Source organism: Methylogaea oryzae, from assembly GCF_019669985.1.
Lineage (GTDB): Bacteria > Pseudomonadota > Gammaproteobacteria > Methylococcales > Methylococcaceae > Methylogaea > Methylogaea oryzae.
Genome location: NZ_AP019782.1, coordinates 1,626,780 through 1,647,038, shown reverse-complemented (window position 1 = coordinate 1,647,038; position 20,259 = coordinate 1,626,780). Strand labels below are relative to the sequence as shown.

General features: G+C 58.8%; 15 protein-coding genes and 1 pseudogene. 11 read left to right on the top strand and 5 right to left on the bottom strand.

Features of this window, described 5'->3' with window-relative positions; genetic code table 11:
* Positions 1-133 precede the first annotated feature (133 nt).
* From K5607_RS07650 to K5607_RS07635, 4 genes are all read left to right on the top strand, one after another.
* The gene (locus tag K5607_RS07650) at positions 134-496 is read left to right on the top strand and encodes a (2Fe-2S) ferredoxin domain-containing protein (RefSeq protein ID WP_221048698.1); all 363 of its coding nucleotides are present in this window, start codon (positions 134-136) and stop codon (positions 494-496) included.
* 1 nt (position 497) lies between these two features.
* Positions 498-1,163 (top strand): class I SAM-dependent methyltransferase, encoded by a 666-nt coding sequence (locus tag K5607_RS07645; RefSeq protein ID WP_221048697.1) that lies wholly within the window; start codon positions 498-500, stop codon positions 1,161-1,163.
* Between the two features lie 3 nt (positions 1,164-1,166).
* Positions 1,167-1,478, top strand: coding sequence for a pyrimidine/purine nucleoside phosphorylase (gene ppnP / locus K5607_RS07640; RefSeq protein WP_054772478.1), 312 nt, complete (start codon positions 1,167-1,169; stop codon positions 1,476-1,478).
* A gap of 181 nt (positions 1,479-1,659) precedes the next feature.
* On the top strand, positions 1,660-2,001 hold the full coding sequence (locus tag K5607_RS07635; RefSeq protein WP_054772477.1) for a small metal-binding protein SmbP: 342 nt from the start codon (positions 1,660-1,662) through the stop codon (positions 1,999-2,001).
* A gap of 164 nt (positions 2,002-2,165) precedes the next feature.
* On the opposite strand, the gene K5607_RS07630 is transcribed toward K5607_RS07635, so the two are convergent.
* Together K5607_RS07630 and K5607_RS07625 are read right to left on the bottom strand one after the other, a co-directional pair.
* A complete protein-coding gene (locus tag K5607_RS07630) occupies positions 2,166-2,936 on the bottom strand; it encodes an ABC transporter permease (RefSeq protein ID WP_054772476.1) in 771 nt (256 codons plus the stop codon).
* A gap of 10 nt (positions 2,937-2,946) precedes the next feature.
* Complete coding sequence (locus tag K5607_RS07625; protein WP_217994792.1) at positions 2,947-3,783, bottom strand: ABC transporter ATP-binding protein; 837 nt, start codon at positions 3,781-3,783, stop codon at positions 2,947-2,949.
* A gap of 409 nt (positions 3,784-4,192) precedes the next feature.
* On the opposite strand from K5607_RS07625, the gene K5607_RS07620 reads away from it, so the two are divergent.
* Complete coding sequence (locus tag K5607_RS07620) at positions 4,193-5,656, top strand: diguanylate cyclase domain-containing protein (protein ID WP_221048696.1); 1,464 nt, start codon at positions 4,193-4,195, stop codon at positions 5,654-5,656.
* 186 nt (positions 5,657-5,842) lie between these two features.
* Positions 5,843-6,859: a lytic transglycosylase domain-containing protein gene (locus K5607_RS07615; protein ID WP_246598984.1), complete on the top strand. Its 1,017-nt coding sequence runs from the start codon at positions 5,843-5,845 to the stop codon at positions 6,857-6,859.
* Positions 6,860-6,937: 78 nt separating this feature from the next.
* On the opposite strand, the gene K5607_RS07610 is transcribed toward K5607_RS07615, so the two are convergent.
* Genes K5607_RS07610 through K5607_RS07600 form a run of 3 tightly spaced genes read right to left on the bottom strand, consistent with a single transcriptional unit; the run spans position 6,938 to position 13,450 of the window.
* Entirely contained in the window at positions 6,938-7,525 is a 588-nt protein-coding gene (locus tag K5607_RS07610) for a biliverdin-producing heme oxygenase (RefSeq protein WP_082411270.1), read from the bottom strand.
* A complete protein-coding gene (locus K5607_RS07605) occupies positions 7,522-8,976 on the bottom strand; it encodes a GAF domain-containing protein (RefSeq protein ID WP_221048694.1) in 1,455 nt (484 codons plus the stop codon). The genes K5607_RS07610 and K5607_RS07605 overlap by 4 nt, the downstream gene beginning before the upstream one ends.
* A complete protein-coding gene (locus K5607_RS07600) occupies positions 8,969-13,450 on the bottom strand; it encodes an EAL domain-containing protein (protein ID WP_221048693.1) in 4,482 nt (1,493 codons plus the stop codon). The genes K5607_RS07605 and K5607_RS07600 overlap by 8 nt, the downstream gene beginning before the upstream one ends.
* Before the next feature lie 586 nt (positions 13,451-14,036).
* Between K5607_RS07600 and K5607_RS07595 the strand changes: the two genes are divergently transcribed.
* The 5 genes and pseudogenes from K5607_RS07595 (at position 14,037) to K5607_RS07575 (ending at position 20,247) form a co-directional block, all read left to right on the top strand.
* A complete protein-coding gene (locus K5607_RS07595) occupies positions 14,037-14,543 on the top strand; it encodes a Mu transposase domain-containing protein (RefSeq protein ID WP_221048692.1) in 507 nt (168 codons plus the stop codon).
* Between the two features lie 145 nt (positions 14,544-14,688).
* A pseudogene (locus K5607_RS18050) lies at positions 14,689-14,862 on the top strand (ATP-binding protein); the annotation flags it as partial.
* Positions 14,863-14,908: 46 nt separating this feature from the next.
* The gene (locus tag K5607_RS07585; protein WP_156302212.1) at positions 14,909-15,070 is read left to right on the top strand and encodes a hypothetical protein; all 162 of its coding nucleotides are present in this window, start codon (positions 14,909-14,911) and stop codon (positions 15,068-15,070) included.
* Positions 15,071-15,074: 4 nt separating this feature from the next.
* Positions 15,075-16,049, top strand: a complete 975-nt coding sequence (locus K5607_RS07580; protein ID WP_221048691.1) for an ABC transporter substrate-binding protein — start codon at positions 15,075-15,077, stop codon at positions 16,047-16,049.
* 157 nt (positions 16,050-16,206) lie between these two features.
* On the top strand, positions 16,207-20,247 hold the full coding sequence (locus K5607_RS07575) for a response regulator (RefSeq protein ID WP_221048690.1): 4,041 nt from the start codon (positions 16,207-16,209) through the stop codon (positions 20,245-20,247).
* Positions 20,248-20,259: the final 12 nt, after the last annotated feature.

The following is a 20,259-nucleotide window of genomic DNA, read 5'->3' as shown; positions in this document are numbered from 1 at the left end:
CCACCCGGCTCGGCGAACGGAGAAGGCGCTGCCGCTAGGCAGCGCCTTTTTTCCAAACCCTCTCCGCCATTGATCTAAGCCAGGGCAAGGGTTACCTTTGCGCCCATTCACCCCCTCGACCGGAGACAACCCCATGACAATCGACAACGAACTGGCCCGTTGCGCCGACAACGTCGGCATCGGCCGCATCCGCAAACACATCTTCCTCTGCTGCGACCAAAATAAGCCGCTCTGCTACGGCAAGGAAGAAAGCAACCAGGCTTGGGAATACCTCAAGCGCCGCATCAAGGAACTGAAGGCGGAAGGCCATACCGACATCGCCCGCACCAAGGCCAACTGCCTGCAAGTGTGCATGAAAGGCCCCATCGCCGTGGTCTACCCGGACGGCGTCTGGTACCACAGCTGCACGGAAGAAGTGCTGGAACGCATCATCCAGGAACACCTCATCGGCGGCCAGCCGGTGGAGGACTACCGCATCGTCGGCAGCGCCGGCTGATATGGCGGAATCCACTTCCGCCATCCGCCGCCGCTACGACCGGCTCGCGCCGTTTTTCGATCTGCTGGAAGGCGTGCTCGAACGCCTGGCCTTCGGCGCCTGGCGGCAGCGCCTGTGGAGCGAAGCGGGCGCCGGCCGCATACTGGAGGTGGGCGTGGGCACCGGCAAGAACTTTCCCTATCACCCGCCCGGCGCCGACATCACGGCCATCGACTTCAGCGCGGCCATGCTGAGCCGCGCCCGGAACAAGCTGGGACAAAGCCCGGCAGCGGTGGAGCTGCTGCCCATGGACGTGGAGCGGCTCGATTTTCCCGACAACAGTTTCGACACCGTGGCGGCGTCGTTCGTCTTCTGCTCGGTGCCGTTGCCGGTGAAAGGCCTGCGCGAAGTGCTGCGGGTGTGCAAGCCGGGCGGCCGGGTGCTGTTGCTGGAACACGTGCTCAGCGAGGATCCCCTGCGAGCGCGCATCATGAACTGGCTCAATCCGCTGGTGGTGAAGCTGGTCGGCGCCAATATCAACCGCCGCACGGTCGGCAACGTCGCCGCGTCCGGGCTAGCCATAGACAGCGTGGAAGACCTGGGCCACAGCGGCCTGGTCAAACTCATCAGGGCCCATAAGCCGGACGGCTATAATGAGCCCGTATTTCAACCCGCCATTAAGGAATAAAACATGTCCCAAATCGACAACATCAGCGTCGTGAAAAAAGCCAACGTCTATTTCGACGGCAAGTGCGTCAGCCACACCGTGCTGTTCGCCGACGGCACCCGCAAATCCGTGGGCGTGATCTTCCCTTCCACGCTCACCTTCAACACCGACGCGCCGGAAATCATGGAAATCGTCGACGGCGTGTGCAAAGTGCAATTGGCCGGGGAAAACGAGTGGAAAACCTATCGCGGCGGCGAATCCTTTCAAGTTCCAGGGAAAAGCAGTTTCCACATAGAAACCGTGGAATTAGTGAATTATGTCTGCCATTTCGGCTAAGTTTCGCACCAACTGTGTTAGCATAGCGGCCGGCTCGTAACGGATCACACGGGCACAACCCCAAAGGACCCGTGTTCGCCTCGGCGGCACCGAGGGTGGCACGAACGACCGGATGTCGGTCGGTGCCGGCTTATCGGCACACCAGTGCGGGAACCCTCTCGAAAATGCAAACGAGGCCTAAATGTCTTATAAAACCGTTATCGCCGCCTTCCTGGCCGGCGCCCTGACCCTGGTATCCGGCTTCGCTTCCGCACAAGGTCCGCTGTCCGTCGATTTCAGCAAGATGGAAGCCGCCACCAAGCAGGCTATCGCAGCAGGCAACGACAACGCCGCCCAAACCGCAGCCGCCGAAGAAGCGCTGAAGGAAGCCAAGGCGACCATGAAGGAGATCACCTCTCCTTCCGTGCAGAAAGTGGTTAGCCACCTGCGCGCCGCCGTTGCCAGCTCCAAGGCCGGCAACACCGCCGAAGCCGCCGAACACCTGAACGGCGCCCTCGGCGAAATGAAACAGCCGGGCAAGTAAGCCCCGCTGCCAAAGCAGGCCTCGCCGGACCGAGTGATTAAAGTCTGTAGGCCTGCAAGAAAATGCCCGTCACCTCCGTGACGGGCATTTTTGTTTGCATCAAGGCGCTGCGGCTTTAGGGATTCGCGCCCCCTGCCCTCCCTAGGCCGAGCCAGCGCAAGCGCTCATTCCGCCAAAGTGGGATACAACTTCACGGCGGTCATCAGCAACACCACGAGCGCGGCGAGCAACACGGCGAAATCCACGCCATAGCCGTGCACGCTCTCCCCACCCACGATCATGAGCCCGCGCAGCACATCCACCAGATAAGTGAGGGGATTGAGTTGGGCGACGATACGCAGCCACGGCGGCATGATATCCAAGGGATAGATCGCGTTGCTGGCGAAAAACATCGGCATCGTGAGCAATTGGCCGATCCCCATAAAGCGCTCGCGCGTCTTCACGATGCAGGCGATGATGAGCGAAAAAGTGGAAAACAGCCCCGACCCCAACAGCACAGCGGCCAGCACGCCGGCAATGGCGAGAGGGTCCAGGCGAATCCCTATGTGCAACGCGAGCGCGATGAGATAGATAACCGCCGCCTGCACGAACCCGCGAAAACCGGAAGCGATCGCCTTGCCGAAAACCAGCGAAATTCGCCGAGCCGGGCTAACCAGGAGCTTGTGCACGACACCCAGGTCGCGCTCCCAAATCACCGCGATACCGTAAAAAATAGCGCTGAACAAAACGCTCTGGGCAAGTATCCCTGGCGTGATGAATGCAAGATAACCGACCTCCCCCGTGTAGATGCCTCGAGCATGGGCGAACACCTGGCCGAACACCACCAACCACAGCAACGGCTGGATAGCGCGCGATAAAACCTCCGTGGGATCGCGGACGAGTTTGATAAGCTCGACCTCCGCGACTGCCGAGGTCTCTCGCAAAAATCGCTTCATGGCATTCCGCTCATCCCAAACGCTGGGCGGTCCTACGGGCCTGGGCGATGTCGCTGAATCGCCCGCCGTCGTATATTCCTCCGCCGGCGTAATGGGCAAACACGTCATCCATGCTGGCGTCGGCGCCAAGCCGAGAACGCAGTTCCGACGGCTTTCCCTCCACGGCAATTCGGCCCGTATGCAGAATGGCCAATTCGTCGCACAGCGCTTCAGCCTCCTCCATATCGTGCGTCGTGATCAGAACCGTCATGCCGTAATCGCGCCGTAGCTCCCGCAAGAGCCCCCACACGGCATGGCGCGCCATGGGATCTAGCCCGATCGTCGGCTCATCCAAAAACAGGATCGCCGGACGGTGCAGCATGGCCTGGGCTAACTCCAGCCTTCGGATCATGCCGCCGGAATAGGTTTTTACCAACTGCTGCGCCGATTCCGTAAGGCCCATGAAATTAAGCGCTTCACCGATGCGTACGCGTCTCTCCGAGCGAGGCAGGCCATAAAGCTTGGCCGATAGCCGCAAGTTCTCGTAGCCGGTCAAGACGCCGTCGGCCGACAGGAGCTGAGGCACGTAACCGATACGTCTCCTGACCTCGGCGGGAAACTCGATAATGCCGAAACCGCCAACCTCCGCATTACCCGATGTCGGCGCCAACAGGGTCGTCAGCATCTTGATCAAGGTTGTCTTGCCCGCACCGTTGGCGCCTAGCAGCCCAAAGATCCGGCCATACGGAATCGCCAGATTGAGATGATCCACCGCGATCAACCGGCCGAACTTGCGCGTCAGGCCGACCGTCTTTATTGCGAACTCGCCCTTGCGCCCTGGGAAGGGCATGCCGCTAGCACGATGCATACAAACCAAGCTCCACGTTTCGCCCTTTTCCCGAATTCCGACGGACCGAGCCACACCTTGCGCCAACCGCCCTTGCCGTCAGGTTAGCACGAGTCCCACAGGCCGGCGCCATCCGCGCATTCGCCTCGATGCGACATGCCGTCCTAAACAGTGGAGACAATTAGCGCCTGCGCAAACGCCGAAACGGTTCGGATCGGCTCACAGCGTTTGGCCAAACGCCGCTGGAAAGCCCTTCGCAAGCGATTTATTATGCCTTCCTGGTTCGGATTCCCACCCATCTCCCGCTGATTTGCCTACAATTCCCGACACGATCCGCCCATTTTTGCAAAACACCGTGCCCTCAGCCTGCGCTACCGCCCTGCCAGCCGAAAAAGCCAATGGCCGCATGTACATCGGCGCGTTTATTTTCGTGGCGCTCGGCGTGCTTTCCATGCTCTCCTACCAGGAGGAGCACAGCCGCGAGCTGGCCTTGGAAAAAGCCGCCGCCGACAGTTCTAACTTGGCCTGGGTGCTCGAAGCCAGCCTTAACGCCACGCTGCGCCGCCTCGACACCGACCTCGTCGAGATAGCGCGCACCGCCGTCTCCAACGACCTGCGGCAAACCGACTTGCCCGCGCAGCACACCCGCTGGACCGACTATCTCGAACGATTCAAAGCCAAGTTTCCCGAAGTCACCGACTTTTTCGTCTTCGATGCCGACGGCCAGATGCTGTTCGCCTCGAACGGGACGATAAAACCCTTCAATATCGCCGACCGGCGTCACTTTCAGAAATTACGCGACGACGCCACGGTGGGTCTGCTCCTATCCGACGTCGTTATCAGCCGGATCGACGACCGGCCGACGGCCATCTTCGGCCGCGCCCTTCGTGCCCCCGATGGCCGCTTCCTGGGAATCGCATCGGCGCTGCTCGATTTCCAGCACTGGCAAACTATCTTCAGCGCCCTGGACATCGGCGCCCACGGCGTAATCGCCTTACGCCGATCGGATACGCACCAGCTCATCCTCCGGCGTCCGGAACGCCCGGACGAATACAACAAATCCGTCGACATCGCGCTGACGCGCCGCGTTTCCGCCGGCGAAAGAGTCGGTGTGGAACGATTCGCCTCCCCGCTGGACGGCATTACCCGCGTGGTGTCTTATCGTGTGCTGGAGGACTACCCCATCTACGTGAACGTCGCCATCGCGGATCACGACGCCCTCGCCGCCTGGCGGCGCCAAGGGATAGTCGCCACCCTTTCCGTGGCGGGGATTCTGTTCGGCTTCGGGTTATTGCTGATGCGGCTATGGCGAGCCGAATTACGCCGCATCGCCTCCCTGGACGAATTGGCGAGAAGCGAACAGCAGGTCCGCGAGCTGGCCTACTACGATCCGCTGACCAATTTAGCCAACCGCCGGCTCTTGCTGGAGCGACTCACACTGGGCCTCTCGCAGGCGAAGCGCTTCCGGCGATCGCTTGCCCTCATGTTTCTCGATCTCGACGGCTTCAAAGTGATTAACGACACATTCGGCCATGAAGTCGGAGACGGATTGCTCAAGGAAGTCGCCGTACGACTTACCGGGTGCGTTCGAACCGGCGATACCATTTCGCGCCAGGGAGGCGACGAATTCATCGTCGTCTTGACCGAAATCGCCCAACCGTCCGACGCGTCCGGCGTGGCGGATAAGGTCCTCGAAGTGTTGGGAACCCCCTATCGCATCGCCGGCCAAGAGCTGCTCGTCACCACTAGCATCGGCATCGCCGTGTATCCGATCGATGGGGTGGACGACGTGCGGGAGCTCATGAAAAAGGCGGACCAAGCCATGTATGCGGCCAAAGCGGCCGGACGCAACGGCTACAAATTCTTCGAAGGCGACGACACCGCCGAATCCTAACGGCAAGCGCCCCCGAAAAGCGCCGAATGCCTCGCAGCCCTCGCGCGAGGGGCTCTAGCGATTACAATTTAGCCCGATAACCGGCCGGCGCTTCCCCCGCCATCGATGGCCGCACCCGGCCTTAGCCAAAGACATAGAAGCAGAGACACCATCATGATTCACAGAGTAGCCCGAGTTTTTTTTGCCGTGATCCCGCTACTTTTGCTGGCGGCCTGCTCCACGAACCCCGCAGCCCCCAAGGCGAACGGCACATCGCAAACGACGCTGCCGCGCCCGCCCATGCCGCAGGCCAGCGCGCCCCTGATCTTCCCCGAAGACGCGCAGGAACCGGTGCACCGCTCGTCGGAGCTGTTCCCCCGTCCCAGCGAAATCGAGCCCCAGGTACGATTCTGGAAAAAAGTCTACGCCACCTGGAATCGCGGCCAAGCCGCCATTCACGACAAGCGGCACATGAATGTGGTTTACGAAGTCGTGCAGATCCCGGGCGAAGCCGGCGACAGCCTCACCGCCGGCCAGAAGGAATTCGTCCAGGCTCGTCTCGATGACTGGAGGCGCCGCCTCGGCGATTTGGAAAGCAAGCTGGCGGCGGGGGCGGCCTTAAGCGGCGAGGAACAGGCGCTCGTGCAACGCATGGCGCAAATCAGCGGCGACAACGGCGCCATCTTCGGCGCCGCCCAGCGCCTCCGCTATCAACGCGGCCTGCGGGAACGCTTCAAGAGCGGACTGGCCATCGGCGCTCGTTACGACAACCAATACAAAGAGATCTTCCGCAACGCCGGCCTGCCCGAAGACTTGGCCTACCTTCCCCATGTGGAATCGTCGTTCCAGCACAACGCGCATTCATCGGCAGGCGCCCTGGGAATCTGGCAATTCACCGCGGGAGCGGCGCGCATGTTCATGGGCAACGCCAGCGCCGCCGCCCGCCTCGACCCCATCGCCTCGACTTACGGCGCAGCGAGGTACCTGAGCCACGCCTACGACAAACTCGGCAGCTGGCCGCTCGCCGTCACGTCCTACAATCACGGCATCAGCGGCATGCTGCGGGCAAAAGACCTTTTCGGCCACGATTTCCCCCGCATCGTCAAAGAATACGACCACCCGCTGTTCGGCTTCGCTTCGCGCAACTATTACGCCGAATTCCTCGCCGCCCGCGACATCGCCAGCCAGCCGGAACGGTTTTTCCCGGAAGGCCTGAGCAATTGACGGGAGGATGACCTCATCAAGATGGTGACTAGCGAACGCCGACAAAAAGCTTGCAAATCAACGCCAAGGCGCGGAAATCTAGGCGAGTTGCGCCAAACAATCGTCCAAATGGTTCAGGTAGGCGGAAAATGCCGCTAAGGCGGCGGAAGCCGCTCGTGGATAGTCCGTTGTTCGGCAATTCGTCTCGGCATGGCGACAGTAATTAGCCCAAGTCTCCTGCGCCTTGCCTTCGCGGAAGAAACCTTGAGATAAATTGCTAGGGAGGCTTTTCATCAAGCGTTGGGCGATCAGCTCGCCGCCTAAACGCGAACCCTCGGCGACATACAGCAGGCCTATCAATGTGGCGGGATGGTTTGCGACGGGTAGCTCTAGAGCAATCCGCAGAGGCAATGGGGAACGCTGCCAGAACGCCAGTTCCTGCTCCAGGTCGGGCAGACGGGGGCGGAAATCGTATGCGGTGCCATGTTCGGCCAATCCCGCTGTTATGGCGCCTTCAAGCGCTGCTTGCGCGCCATGCAGCGCCGCCAATGCCTTGAGATAGTCGGAAACGCTCAGCTCGGTTTCCAGCAAGGCCGCCAGCAGCGGATGCCGGTTTAAGCGATGGTGCGTGCTGCGGATTGATTCCCTCAAATGCGCGAGGAGTGTCGACGCCGATTTCTCCGTCATGGACGAAACTCGCGGTATAACAAATCGCGCAGTTTCAACGCCAGCAGCCGCGTCTCGTTATCCCAGCCGCGGCAATAACCCAAGCGCTTTTCCACCCACTTTTCGAACGATCGGCGAGGGGCGATGCCTACCTTGCCGTCGTGGTATTCCACCGGTTTGTCCGGATTGCCGCCCCAGGTCACTTCGCAGACGTGCTCCAAGCGGCACAGGTAGATGCGCAACCAGCTCCCGTCCCGAGACTTGAGCCGTAACGCAGCCACTCCGGCAATTTTGGACAGGGGGAAGTCCGGAACTTGCCTGGATAAGCTGTCGCCTATCCAGACAAAGTCACTTTGTTGATAGCAGAACCAATCGTCGAAAGCAGCCAGGGCGGGAGGTTCAAACCCCTCCCCTGCATGCGCCTGAATGCCATCCAGGCATAAGATGGCCCCGTCCGCTTGAAACGCTTCCATCAGCGTAACGGCGCTTTCCGGCCAAGCGTCGACGATGTTGCCATAGCGATGCAGCAACCCCTGGATCAGGTCGAAGTGTTGGTTCAAGCCGTCGAGTAGGCGCATACGCCGCTGCGAATGCCATGCCGTCAAGGCAAAAGCGTGGTTACGCACCAACATGGCAGCATATTCCAACAATGCCGGCGACAAATGCCGTACTTCCGAATGATGCGCCGCGATCAATGCCGCCAGGGAGCGTCCTACGATCACCGGAAACGACAGCGACGCGCGCACCCCCATGTTGGCGAGATACACTTGGTGTATCGGCGAAACGCTGCGTAAATCCGACCAAGTCAAGTCTGGAATAACGGCTTCCCGTCCCAAGACAGGTACGGAGTCGGCAGTCGCGTCGGGAATCAGCCGCCAGGGGTTCTTTAAATAAAGCGTGCGGGCGATTTGCGGTATATCGCTGGCCGGAAACCGTAATCCTAAATAACTGCCGTAGGCATTGCCTTGCCGTATTTCGCCCACCACCTCGCCATCGCCGTCATTGTGAAAACTGTAAAACATTACGCGCTGGAAACCGGTAAGGTCCGCGATACGCCGCAACAAATGCTCCTGCGCCACCAAAATATCGTTTGCCAAAGGCTCCGGCATCGACCATATGGCCGGTTGAGAAACGCCGGTGGCCAGGTGCTGCGTCAATTCCAGGATTATCCGATTCTGCTCGCCGCGGATGACAACAACATCCAGCGGTCCGTGCACGCCATCAATCGTCCTTTCGTTCAAACGGCGGCTACCGGGCGTGTCCCCGACCTCGACGGCGAGCGCGGCCAACTGGTCCGGCAATGGACGACCCAAGAGAGCCTCCGGCTTATAGCCGAGGAACGCCTCCACATTGGCGGCGACATGACTCAGCCTGCCTTGCCCATCCAACAGCAACAGCGTGCCATGCGGTTGAATGGCGCCGGACAGATGCAGCTGTTCGGACTCGCAACTGTCAAGAAAACGACTAAGCACGCTGCCTCCTCCTTTGCACCAACAGGTCTTCGAACGCGTGAGACTCCAACGGGTGCGACAGGTGATAGCCCTGCGCGATGTCGCAACCGTGCTGCTTCAGCCACACCAGCTGTTGATCCGTCTCCACGCCCTCTGCCACGCTTTGCAAATCCAAGGCTTTCGCCAAACCCAACACGGCGCGCGCGATCACTTCGTCCTCGTGATCCGTGCCTAGCCCGTCAACGAAACTTTTGTCGAGCTTCAATTCGGACAAAGGCAAACGTTTCAAATACGCCAAAGAGGAATAGCCGGTACCGAAATCGTCCACAGAAATTTTGAGGCGGGCGGCGTTCAATAGGGACAAGTTGTGCATCACCGCGCTGCTGTTGTCCAACAGCGCGCCTTCCGTGATTTCCACCTGGATAAAACGGGTGTCGATCCCATGAGTTTTGAGCTCAGCCAATAGATCGTTGGCGAATTCTGGCTCGCGCATGCTGCGGGTAGACACGTTGAAGGCGATCACGGGCGGTTCCAGCCCTAATTCGATCCACGCGACCAGTTGCGTGATCAGCAAATCGATCACGGCTTTGCCCAAGTCCAAAATCAGTCCCCCAGCCTCGATCACGGGAATAAACTCTCCAGGGGGAATATCTCCCAGCGTGGGGTCGCGCCAGCGCAACAGGGCTTCCGCCCCTACCAACTGACACTTGTCTTGCACGCTGAATTTAGGCTGGTATACCAACCGCAGGCGCCCCGGCTGGCGCAGCGCCTCACGCATCGCCCCTTCGATTGCCGTGCGCTTGAGCAAGTGCACATGCATGTCCGGCTTGAAAAACTCGACCCGGTTCCGCCCTAACTCCTTGGCCCGGTACATGGCAACGTCAGCGGCCTTGATCAAACCGGCGCTGTCGCCGCCGTCTTCGGGAAACATGGCCACGCCCAGACTGGCGGACAAGAACAGCGTACGCTCGGAAATCTCGAAGGACGCGGCGAGCCCGTCGATGATGCGACGCGACACCTGATCCACTTCCGCGGACGAGCTGTCCACCAGAATGGCGGTAAATTCATCGCCGCCCAAGCGGGCCACCGTGTCCACATCGCGCACCACCTCCCGCAAACGCTGCGCGGCTTGTTTCAGCAATTCGTCGCCGACATCGTGGCCCAAGGTGTCGTTGATGGTCTTGAAATTGTCCAAGTCGATAAACAACAAAGCCAAACGCTTGCCGTTTCGGCGAGCCTGCGCCATGGCATGGCGCAAGCGGTCCTGGAACAGGGCACGGTTGGGCAGACCTGTCAGCGGATCGTGGGTCGACAGATATTCCGCTTTGCGCTGCGAGTCCTTGATGCTGGATATATCCGAAAACACCGCCACAAAGTGCGCGACCTGGCCGTGCTCGTCGTCCACCCGATTGATGGAAAGCCATTCAGGATAGACTTCCCCGTTTTTTCGCTTATTCCAGATTTCGCCCTGCCAAAAACCGGTATCGCGCAAGGATCGCCACATGATTGCGTAGAAATCGGCGCTGTGCCGGCCCGATTTGAGCAACTGCCCGACACGGTGGCCGCACGCTTCTTCGACGGAATAGCCGGTAATCCGAGTAAAGGCAGCGTTGACGGTTTGTATAACCGTTTGCGCATCGGTGACGATTATCGCGTCCCCTGCCTGGTCGAAAACCTTGGCGGCGATACGCAACTGCTCCTCGGCCAACTTCCGTATCGTTATATCTTCCGCCTCCATAATAAAAGCATTCGGCTGCCCATCGACATCGAACAACACCTGGTGAACGCTACGCAGATAGCGTTTGGAATTCCTATGCTCGACGGTGTGTTCGCCATATACCCGACTCCGGGTTCGCAGCGCCTGCATATCCAGCTCCCAGAAGTCCGCGGTTAGCGTTGGCGGAAGCAAGTTGAAATCGTTTTTGCTCGCGCAATCTTTATCGTCTATGCCGAAAAAATTCAGGAAGCTGCGATTGGCATAGGTGTATTTGCCGGTGATGTCCTTCATGGCAAAAATCATCGTGGTGTGTTCCATTAACGATGACAAACGCGACTGCGATTGGGCCAAGGCGTTTCGCGCCTCCACCAGATCGGTCACGTCGATGAGGCTTACCACCAAGGTGACAACCTCCCCCGACTTGCCGACGCCCGGCGTGACGTTTAGCCGCAGCGTCCGATCGTCCTGTTTGATCAACGCCTCTTCGCCCACGCCGTTGTGGGCTAAAACGCGGCCGAAGCGCGTTTCCAAGTCATCCAGCAACAGAGGCAGGCGCAGTCGCGAAACATGCTGCAGCAAGGCGCTGGGCCGCAGGTCGAAGCGGCGTTCGGCGGGCGCGTTAAAACGGATCAGCTGGCAAGCCCGGTCGAAAACCAGGATAGGAAATTGCAACGCGTCGTATAGATGGGCATATTCTTCGGATAGGCGCGACAGCTCCTGGGTTTTGACGTTGAATTCCTCGTTCAGGCTGACCAGTTCCTCGTTGGTCGCCTGCAATTCCTCATTCGCCGCCTCCAGTTCTTCATTGGTCGCCTGCAATTCCTCGTTGGAAGCCTGCGCTTCTTCATTAAGCGCCTGCATTTCCTCGTTGGCGGTGGCCATTTCTTCCACCATGGTCTGCAGATGCTCCCGGGTGGCCAGCAGTTCATCTTCCAACTGGCGATTGGGTAAGGACGGTGCGTTTTCCTGCGTTTGCTCCTGTTTGGTGGATTTTTCCGGCACAAACAAAACCAACAGGAGTTGGCCGCCGCCTTCCTCCACCGGCTCCACTTGGATGCGCAGCCAATCCTTGTTCAATTTGCGGCGGCGTCCCCGTTGCTGTTTGCCGGACTGGGAACAACGGTGCAACAAGGTCAACAGCTCGCCCCGCAGTGCCGGCAGGCAGGTATCGGCGAGAGTCAGGCGCGACGTGCCGACCGGAAATTGGAGATAACGCTCGACATTGCCCACGGAATATTGGACGTCCCCGGCTTTGTCGCACAGAGCTGCGGCAATACCTAGCCGATTGACCAGGCCCGCGAGCATTAAATCCGCTTTGCGCTCCCGCCGTTGCGCCGGCGTGCGCATGACCGTGGGGGGGACCGCGGGCGGGGATAACGAGGATTCGCCGCTTTTATGGAAAAGCCGCTCCCGTCGATTCACAGGAACGAACAATTGCTCCGCCTGCGTTACGCTCTCCGATCGGCCTAAAAAGAGAATCCCGTCTTTGGCCAAGCCGAAATGGAACGTCTGCAAAACCTTGGCTTGCAAAGGCGCGTCAAAATAAATCAGCACATTACGGCAGGAAACCAGGTCCAATCGCAGAAATGGCGGGTCGCTAACCAAATTGTGGCGGGCGAACACGATCATGTCGCGCAGATGTTTGCCCGGCTCGAAAGCGTGATTGACCGGGTGGAAGTGGCGTTCCAATTGATCAACGGGCACTTCGCTCATGGCCGCGGCGGGATAAATGCCCCGCCTGGCGACGTTCAAGGCTTCCTCGTCGATGTCCGTGGCGAAAATCTGCACCCGATACTGCGGCAGCTTGTCGCCCAGTCCGTCGGCAAACAGCATGGCGATGGAATAGGCTTCTTCGCCACTGGCGCAGCCTGCGACCCAAACGCGGATTTCGCTACCGATCGCCTTACGGTTGCAAATATCCACAATGCCGCGGCGCAAAGACTCGAAAGCGTCGCGGTCGCGGAAAAAGGCCGTCACCGAAATCAAGATGTCCCGCGCCAGTAGCTCCAGCTCCCGGGGATTGGCTTCGACCCACGCCAGATAGCTTGCCAAATCGGCGTTGCCGGTAGCGATCTCGCGGCGGCGAATACGGCGCATCAAGGTACCGGTCTTGTAGCCGGAAAAGTCGAATTGCAGATTGTCCCGCAGGCGTGCCAGCAAACGCTCGAGCATGTCCGCCGGCGCGGCCTCGTGCTCATGCAGATGCAGGTCGAGAAACTGGGGCAGACGAAGCGCGATTTCCTCGGGGGCCAGCACATGATCGACCACCCCGGCATCGATAGCTGAACGCGGCATGCCGTCGTATTTGGCGGTTTCCGGCTTCTGGACAAAAGTGAATCCCCCAGCCGCCTGGATGGCGCGCAGTCCGGCCACGCCGTCGGAACCGGTGCCGGAAAGAATGATGCCGATCGCCGCATCGCCTTCCTCGGCCGCCAGTGAAATGAGAAATTGGTTGATGGATGGCTTGGGCACCACCTCGGGCTGCGCCGTAATCAGCTGTAAACGCCCATCTTTGAACAAGGCGTTGTAATTTGACGGCACGACATAAATCACCCCCGGTCGGGGAACATCCCCCTGGCCGGCCTCCTGCACCATCAGGGAGGTTTCCCGGCTGAGAATCTCAACCATCATGCTGCGATAGCTGGGCGAGAGGTGTTGCAGCACCACATAGGCAAACGGCAATTCGGGCTTGAGATGTCCTACTACCTGAGTGATGGCTTCCAGGCCACCGGCGGAAGCGCCAATGCCAACGATGTAAGTTTTTTGATCTTTGCGCATTGCTGTGACTGGCCGCACGATGGCCTTGGACTGTTATTCGGATTAACTCTAGCTGAGGTAAGCCCGAAGAAGTCTAGGTCATAACGCAGGCTCCGCAATGATTGCGGGATGTGGACCTGAACCGCCCCGGGTTTTGTGGAGGCTTACCAGTTCGACTGGAGCCATGAGGAAGTTGAGCTGGGAGGACTGGTACAGCGGATCAAGGTCGCGCATTTTCGCCTGACCTATAGCCGGCAGATGTTCGTAGCGGCGTGTCCTTGCGGATGGTTTGCCACAATCCCAAGACAGTGGTGGAAGCGATCTTTGCCGGCAAGGAACGGCAGTTCAACCGGCGCTTCCTGAGCCTGGCCAATCACTACCTGTTCGAGCCGGCGACCTGTACGCCGGCGTAGGCAGCGAGAAGGGGCAGGTGGAGAATCAGGTGGGAAACCCTCCGGGAGTGACTGTTTAGGCCCCGGCTGCGCTCTGCCGATTTGGCCGAACTCAACGCTTGGTTGGCGCTGCGTGGAGTTGGCCGGACGCCGTCATCCGGTAGAAACGGGGCGCACCGTGGCCGAGTGCTTCGCGGCGGAGTAACCGCTACAGCGTGCCGGCCGCCCATGCCGGCCAGGTGGTCTCGGTTCGCCTGGAGGCGGAACGGCTGCCGGTGGTCGCCGAGGGCCGGATCATCGCCGAGCATAACCGCCACCTCGGTCGAGACCGGCTGATCTGCGATCCCTGGCACTACCTGCCGATACTGGAGAAGAAGCCCGGTGTCTTGCGCCATAGCGCCCCCTTCCAGTCCTGGGAACTGCCCGTCGCCATCCGCGTGGTGCGTGACCGTCTCCTCAAACAATCCGAGGGCGACCAAGCCTTCGTCGATCTGTTGCTGCTGGCCCGCGAGGTCGGCTTAGAGGTGCCAGAGATCCCTTGCGAGTTGACCCTGGAAACCGGCGTCATCACCGCGTCTTTGGTACTCAATGCCATGCGCTGGTTATCCGAACCCCCACGTCAGCCACCCCTCGACGGTGCACCGACACCCAGCCTTCAAACCGAACCCTTGGCCGACTGTGGCCGCTATGACAGCCTGCGGGAGGTGCGCCATGTCCATTGACCGCAGCGACCAACTCAAGGCCCTCCACCTTTACGGCATGGCCGCCGCCTGGACGGAATGGCAAGCCGAAGCCGCCCGGCAGCCGGCGCTCCCCGAAACCTGGCTGGGTGGTCGGCTCATCGCTGCCGAACAAGCTGACCGACAGGTCCGAGGCGATGCCAAGATGACCACCGCACTACTGGATCGCATTACCCACCACTGCCATATCCTCGAAACCGGCAACGACTCTTATCGCTGCAAGCAACGCAAAAAGGCCGGTCGCGCCCACCGACCAGCCCCCTCAACTGGAAACATTTCCGTGATGATTGACAAATCGTAAGCAATACGAGCTACTGACGCCTCTGGATGCCAGCGGCGAATCCTATATGACGCTGGTTGTAGCGCCCTCCCATCGCACCACGGCGGTGGATACCCTACTGGAGGCCGTCGACCAGATACAAATCGACAGCGGCGACCCCCTGCATATGTTGGGGCTCGACGGCTGGAAAACACTGACGGCGGCGGAACAACAGGTGCTGGAGCAGTGAGCGAATGGATACGACCATGATTGCAACCCGAACGTTTTTTACGGTATTGCGAGCACGTTGGGTGAGATTGCTTGTCCTGAGGGCTCTGGCATGGCTTACGCCGGGATGCATCGAAGGAGCGTTTGCCGATTCGGCCGGCAGGATCGTGGTATTGAATTCCAACGGCGCCGTCAAAAAGTACGCCGTTATCGAAGAGGCGTTCAGGGCCAATATCGACAATCCCATCGTGCGCGTGGACTTGGCGACCGAACAAACGCCGCCCGATGCGCTCAAGGAGAGACTGAACAGCACCGGTGCGGACCTGATTTTTGCCATCGGTTCTAGCGCGTACCAGTGGGCATACCGGAACGCGCAACAGCCGGTGGTTTTCTCGTCCGTCCTGAATTGGCGCAGACAGCGCTTACGGGACGACGCCTACGGCATCGCCAATGAACTACCTTTGGGGATGCCTTTGTCAATGTTTCGCTATTTATTCCCCGAGCTGAAATCCGTCGGGGTGCTTTACAGCGAAACGTTCCATAAGGAATGGGTGGCTGAAGCAACTGCCGCGGCGGCCGATGTGCACATTGAACTGGTCGGTGCAAAAATCGACTCGTCCTCGGATATAGGCGATGCTTTGTCCAAGCTGCTTCCCCGTGTCGATGCACTATGGTTGATTTCCGATCCCATCGTGTTAGACAACGAACAAGCGGCTACCGAGTTATTCAAGCAGTGCGATGCCAGACGCAAACCGGTGTTTGCCTACGACGACGTTTACATGAAATTGGGGGCGGTGCTTGCCATCACTGCCGATAGCTCCACGATGGGAATCCAGGCAGCGAAGCTGGCGGAGGACGTATTATCCGCTAGCAATACGATTGCCGAACGGGTGGAAAGCCCGGCTGGCTCCAGTATCACTTTGAATTTGGGACGCTTGCAGCACTATTCCATCACATTGAATCGCCAGGCCCTCGGTTCAGTCAACAGGGTAATCGAGTAAAGCTCTCGGATATGGCTGCCTCTCCTTCGTTGCGTTCGCTCTCCATGGAGCCAGCAACCGCTGCTAAAGTTACCCCTACATAACCCGGCGGGGAGAGTGCGTTTTGAATACACCACACCGTTACAAGCGGAGTATACGCACCAAGCTGCTGGCAACCATGCTCAGCCTGCTGGCCGTGCTGGTATTGGTATCCACCTACGCGCAAATCACCTCGCAAAACAGCTTGCTGGTTGCAGAACTGGACAAGCGCATCGTTTTGATGAAAGAAAACCTGGCTAACCAGGCTTCGATTTTGACGGACCAACTGGTGCAGCAGGCGGAAAACGACATTGCCACCTACAACCTGTCCCAGCTTGACGATACCCTGCGCCGAGCGGCCACCGACGAAAAGTTGTATTACGCCATCTTGCAGAACAACGCCCGCGTGGCGCTGGTTCATACACTGCTACCGAATCTGCTATTGGAAACGCTGTCCTCCCACGAAGACATCTACGCCTCGGATCAACCGGCAAAAACGGTAGTAGAACGCAATGTCGATGGCCAACAGGCGCTGGAATTCATTTTGCCGCTTCACTCGGGAGCACAAAAGTGGGGGGTACTACGGCTCGGCTTCAGCATGGAGACGCTCAACAAGGAAATCGTCCGCTCCCGCCGTGAAATAGCCGAACAAATCAATGCCAGCGTGGTGGAATCGCTGGTCATGGCTCTGGGCGTATCGCTGCTCGGCACATTCATCATCCTGGCGGTGTCCAATCGTCTCTCCAAACCCATACACCGCTTGACCCGCCTGACCAATGAATTGGCCCAGGGCAATTTCGCCGCCAGCAACCGCATCAAGGGCGAGGGTGACGACGAAATCGGTATCTTGACCGATGCCTTCGTATCCATGTCCAAGGAGTTACAGTCTTCCTACGAACAGCTATCCGACTATAGCCGCACGCTGGAGGAAAAGGTTCGCAAACGCACAGCAGAACTGGCCGAAGCACGCGATCAGGCCATTACCGCCAACAACAGCAAGTCCGAATTTCTCTCCATCATGAGCCACGAAATTCGCACCCCCATGAATGCCATTATCGGCTTTACCCAGTTGGCATTACACACCACGCTCACGGAAAAGCAGCACAGTTACCTGACCCGCGTGCAGTCCGCCTCGCATACTCTTCTGGGCATCATCAACGACATTTTGGACTTTTCCAAAATCGAAGCCGATCGGTTGGAGTTGGAATACGTCGATTTCAGTTTGATCGACCTGTTGGACAACCTGTCTTCCTTTGTGAGCACATCCGCCGAACAAAAAGGGCTTGAGCTGCATTTTTCCATCGCCAACGACGTTCCATTGCCGTTAGTAGGCGATCCGTTACGCCTCAACCAAGTACTGCTCAATCTCACCAACAATGCGGTGAAATTCACCGAAAGGGGCGACATTGTAGTCAGCATCAGTATGGTGCGGTCTTTTCAAAACGAAACATCCTTGGGCAAGAAGGTCAAGCTGGAGTTTTCGATACAGGACACCGGCATCGGTTTGAGCCAGGAGCAAATTGAAAAACTGTTTCGCCCATTCACCCAGGCCGATAGTTCCATCACCCGACGTTATGGCGGTACGGGGCTAGGGCTGGCGATATGTAAACGACTGGTCACCATGATGGGTGGCGACATTAGCGTCAACAGCACACCGGGTGTCGGAAGCTGTTTTACTTTCACGGCGCAATTCGGTGTGCAAAGCCAGCAGCAGTCGTTCGACCTGGTTCCGCAGACATTGCAAGGCGCAAGAGTGCTGGTGGTGGACGATAGCACCACGTCACGAGAAATCCTGCAGGATTATTTGCAATCGTTCTCCCTGGAGGTGCTGATCGCCAAGTCCGGCATGGAAGCGTTGACGCTTTTGGAACAACAGCCTCAGGAGCGCCCCGTCGAACTGGCTTTGATCGACTGGCGCATGCCGGGTTTAAGCGGTGTTGCCACGGCGCGTAAAATCAAAAGCGACGCCAGAATTCCCCGTGCGCCCGCCATCATCATGGTGACAGCTTATTCCCGGGACGATGTGTTACGGGAAGCGCAGGATGTCGCCATCGATGGCATCTTGACCAAACCGGTGACTTCGTCCCAGCTCTATGACCTGATTGTCGAAAAACTCGGCTCGCCGCTTGCGTCGGCAACGGCGCAGCGGACCAAGCCGCAAAGCCAAGACTTACTGGCGGACATCCGTGGCGCCCGTTTGTTGCTGGTGGAAGACCAACCGATGAATCAGTTGGTGGCGGCTGAGCTGTTGCAGCGGGAAGGCTTTATTGTGGTGATCGCAAACAACGGGGCCGAAGCGGTCAATATGGTCAGGCAGCAGCCGTTCGATGCAGTATTGATGGATTTGCAGATGCCGGCGATGGATGGTTACGAAGCAGCTCGGCTCATCCGTAAGGAAAAGCGTTATGACGAACTGCCCATCATCGCCATGAGCGCCCATGTCATGGCCCATGAAAAAGACAAGTGCATCGACGTGGGAATGAACGGTCACGTCGGCAAACCCATCGATCTGAACAAACTGTTCAGCATGCTAGTGCAGTGGGTAAAACCTAAAGGGGCGGCGATTTGCAACGGAGATGTGCCGAGCGTCATCCATCCGCTTTTGCCGGATAGCCTGCCCGGATTGGACCTTCGCAAAGGTTTGCGCAACGTCGGCGGCAACTGTGCTCTGTACCGACAATTGCTGCGACGCTTTGTACACGACTTCCAAGGCTCATACGATCAGATACGGCGCATGCTGCAAGATGCAGACACGGCAGCGGCAACCAATCTATCCCATGCCATCAAGGGGCTGGCCGGCAATCTCGGCGCGGCGGAATTGCAGGCCTGTGCCGGCAATTTGATTGTGGCTATCCACCATAATAACGATGTGGAAGGCGCCTGTACCCGGTGGGGAGAGGCATTGCAGCAGGTGATCGCCTCCGTCGGCCAGTTGGAGGCTATGTCGGGCATCACGGCTCTGGTGGGTGAAAAGCCGCCGTCCGATCCGACAAAGTTCAACGAGCAATTGCGGGGATTGTATACCAGAGTGGCGGCCAATCGCCTGGATGCGGATGCGGCCTATCGTCAGTTGCTAGAGAATCATGACGCAGCTCCCGATGTACTGCAGGTGCTGGAGCGGGTAGGCGCGGCGCTAGAGGCGTTCGATTTTGCGGCGGCGCAGCACCTATTGCACGACATGGATTCAACCTTGGCTCCGGGAACCACGCCGTGTGCCGTGCTGCAGAGCAAGCCAAAGCTGCTCATCGCAGACGATCAGCCGGGCAACCTGAAGATTCTCGGCGAAGCCTTGCGGGAAGATTACGAAATTGCTGTTGCTACCCATGGCGATGAAGTGGTGCGTATCGCTGCTGGCAACGACGCACCCGACCTCATCTTGCTCGATATCGAGATGCCCGGAGATATGGACGGTTTCGAGGTGTGTCGCCTGCTTAAAGCAGAAGCGTCAACGCAAAATATCCCGGTGATTTTCATTACCGGCCGTGATGACGATTTCACCGAGTCCCTCGGTTTGGAATTAGGCGCCGTGGATTATATCGTCAAGCCGTTCCGCATGCCGGTGGTTAAAGCCCGTGTGCGCACCCATTTTAAACTGAAGCAGCAAAGCGATTTGTTGGCCAGTATGGCCTTCGTCGATGGTTTGACGAACATTCCCAATCGGCGCCATTTCGATGAAGTGCTGGAGAATGAGTGGCGTCGCGCCACCCGCAACGCTTCGCCGTTGTCGGTCATTCTGATAGACACCGACGATTTCAAGAACTATAACGACCACTACGGCCACGCTGCCGGCGACGACTGCTTGAGAACGGTGGCGGGCACCTTGGCCGGATCGCTGCGTCGGGCCACCGAATTCGTCGCCCGTTATGGCGGTGAGGAATTTGTCGCCGTGTTGCCCGGTGCAGACTTCGCTTCGGCCGTGGCCATGGCCGAAACCATGCGTAGCAATATCGAACAACTCCAGTTGCCGCATGCCTCTTCCAGTTTGGCAAAGAAGATGTTGACCGCCAGTTTCGGCTTGGCGACGGCCACACCGTCCCAGGAAATTTGCTGCGAACAATTAATGAAGTGGGCTGATGAGTCCCTTTATATCGCAAAAGAAAGCGGTAAAAACCGGGTGGTAGGACGCGACCCGCATAGCGGATTGAACGCGGATGCTCGGGGGGCGAATCAATGCCGGTAATAGGTGCAATAA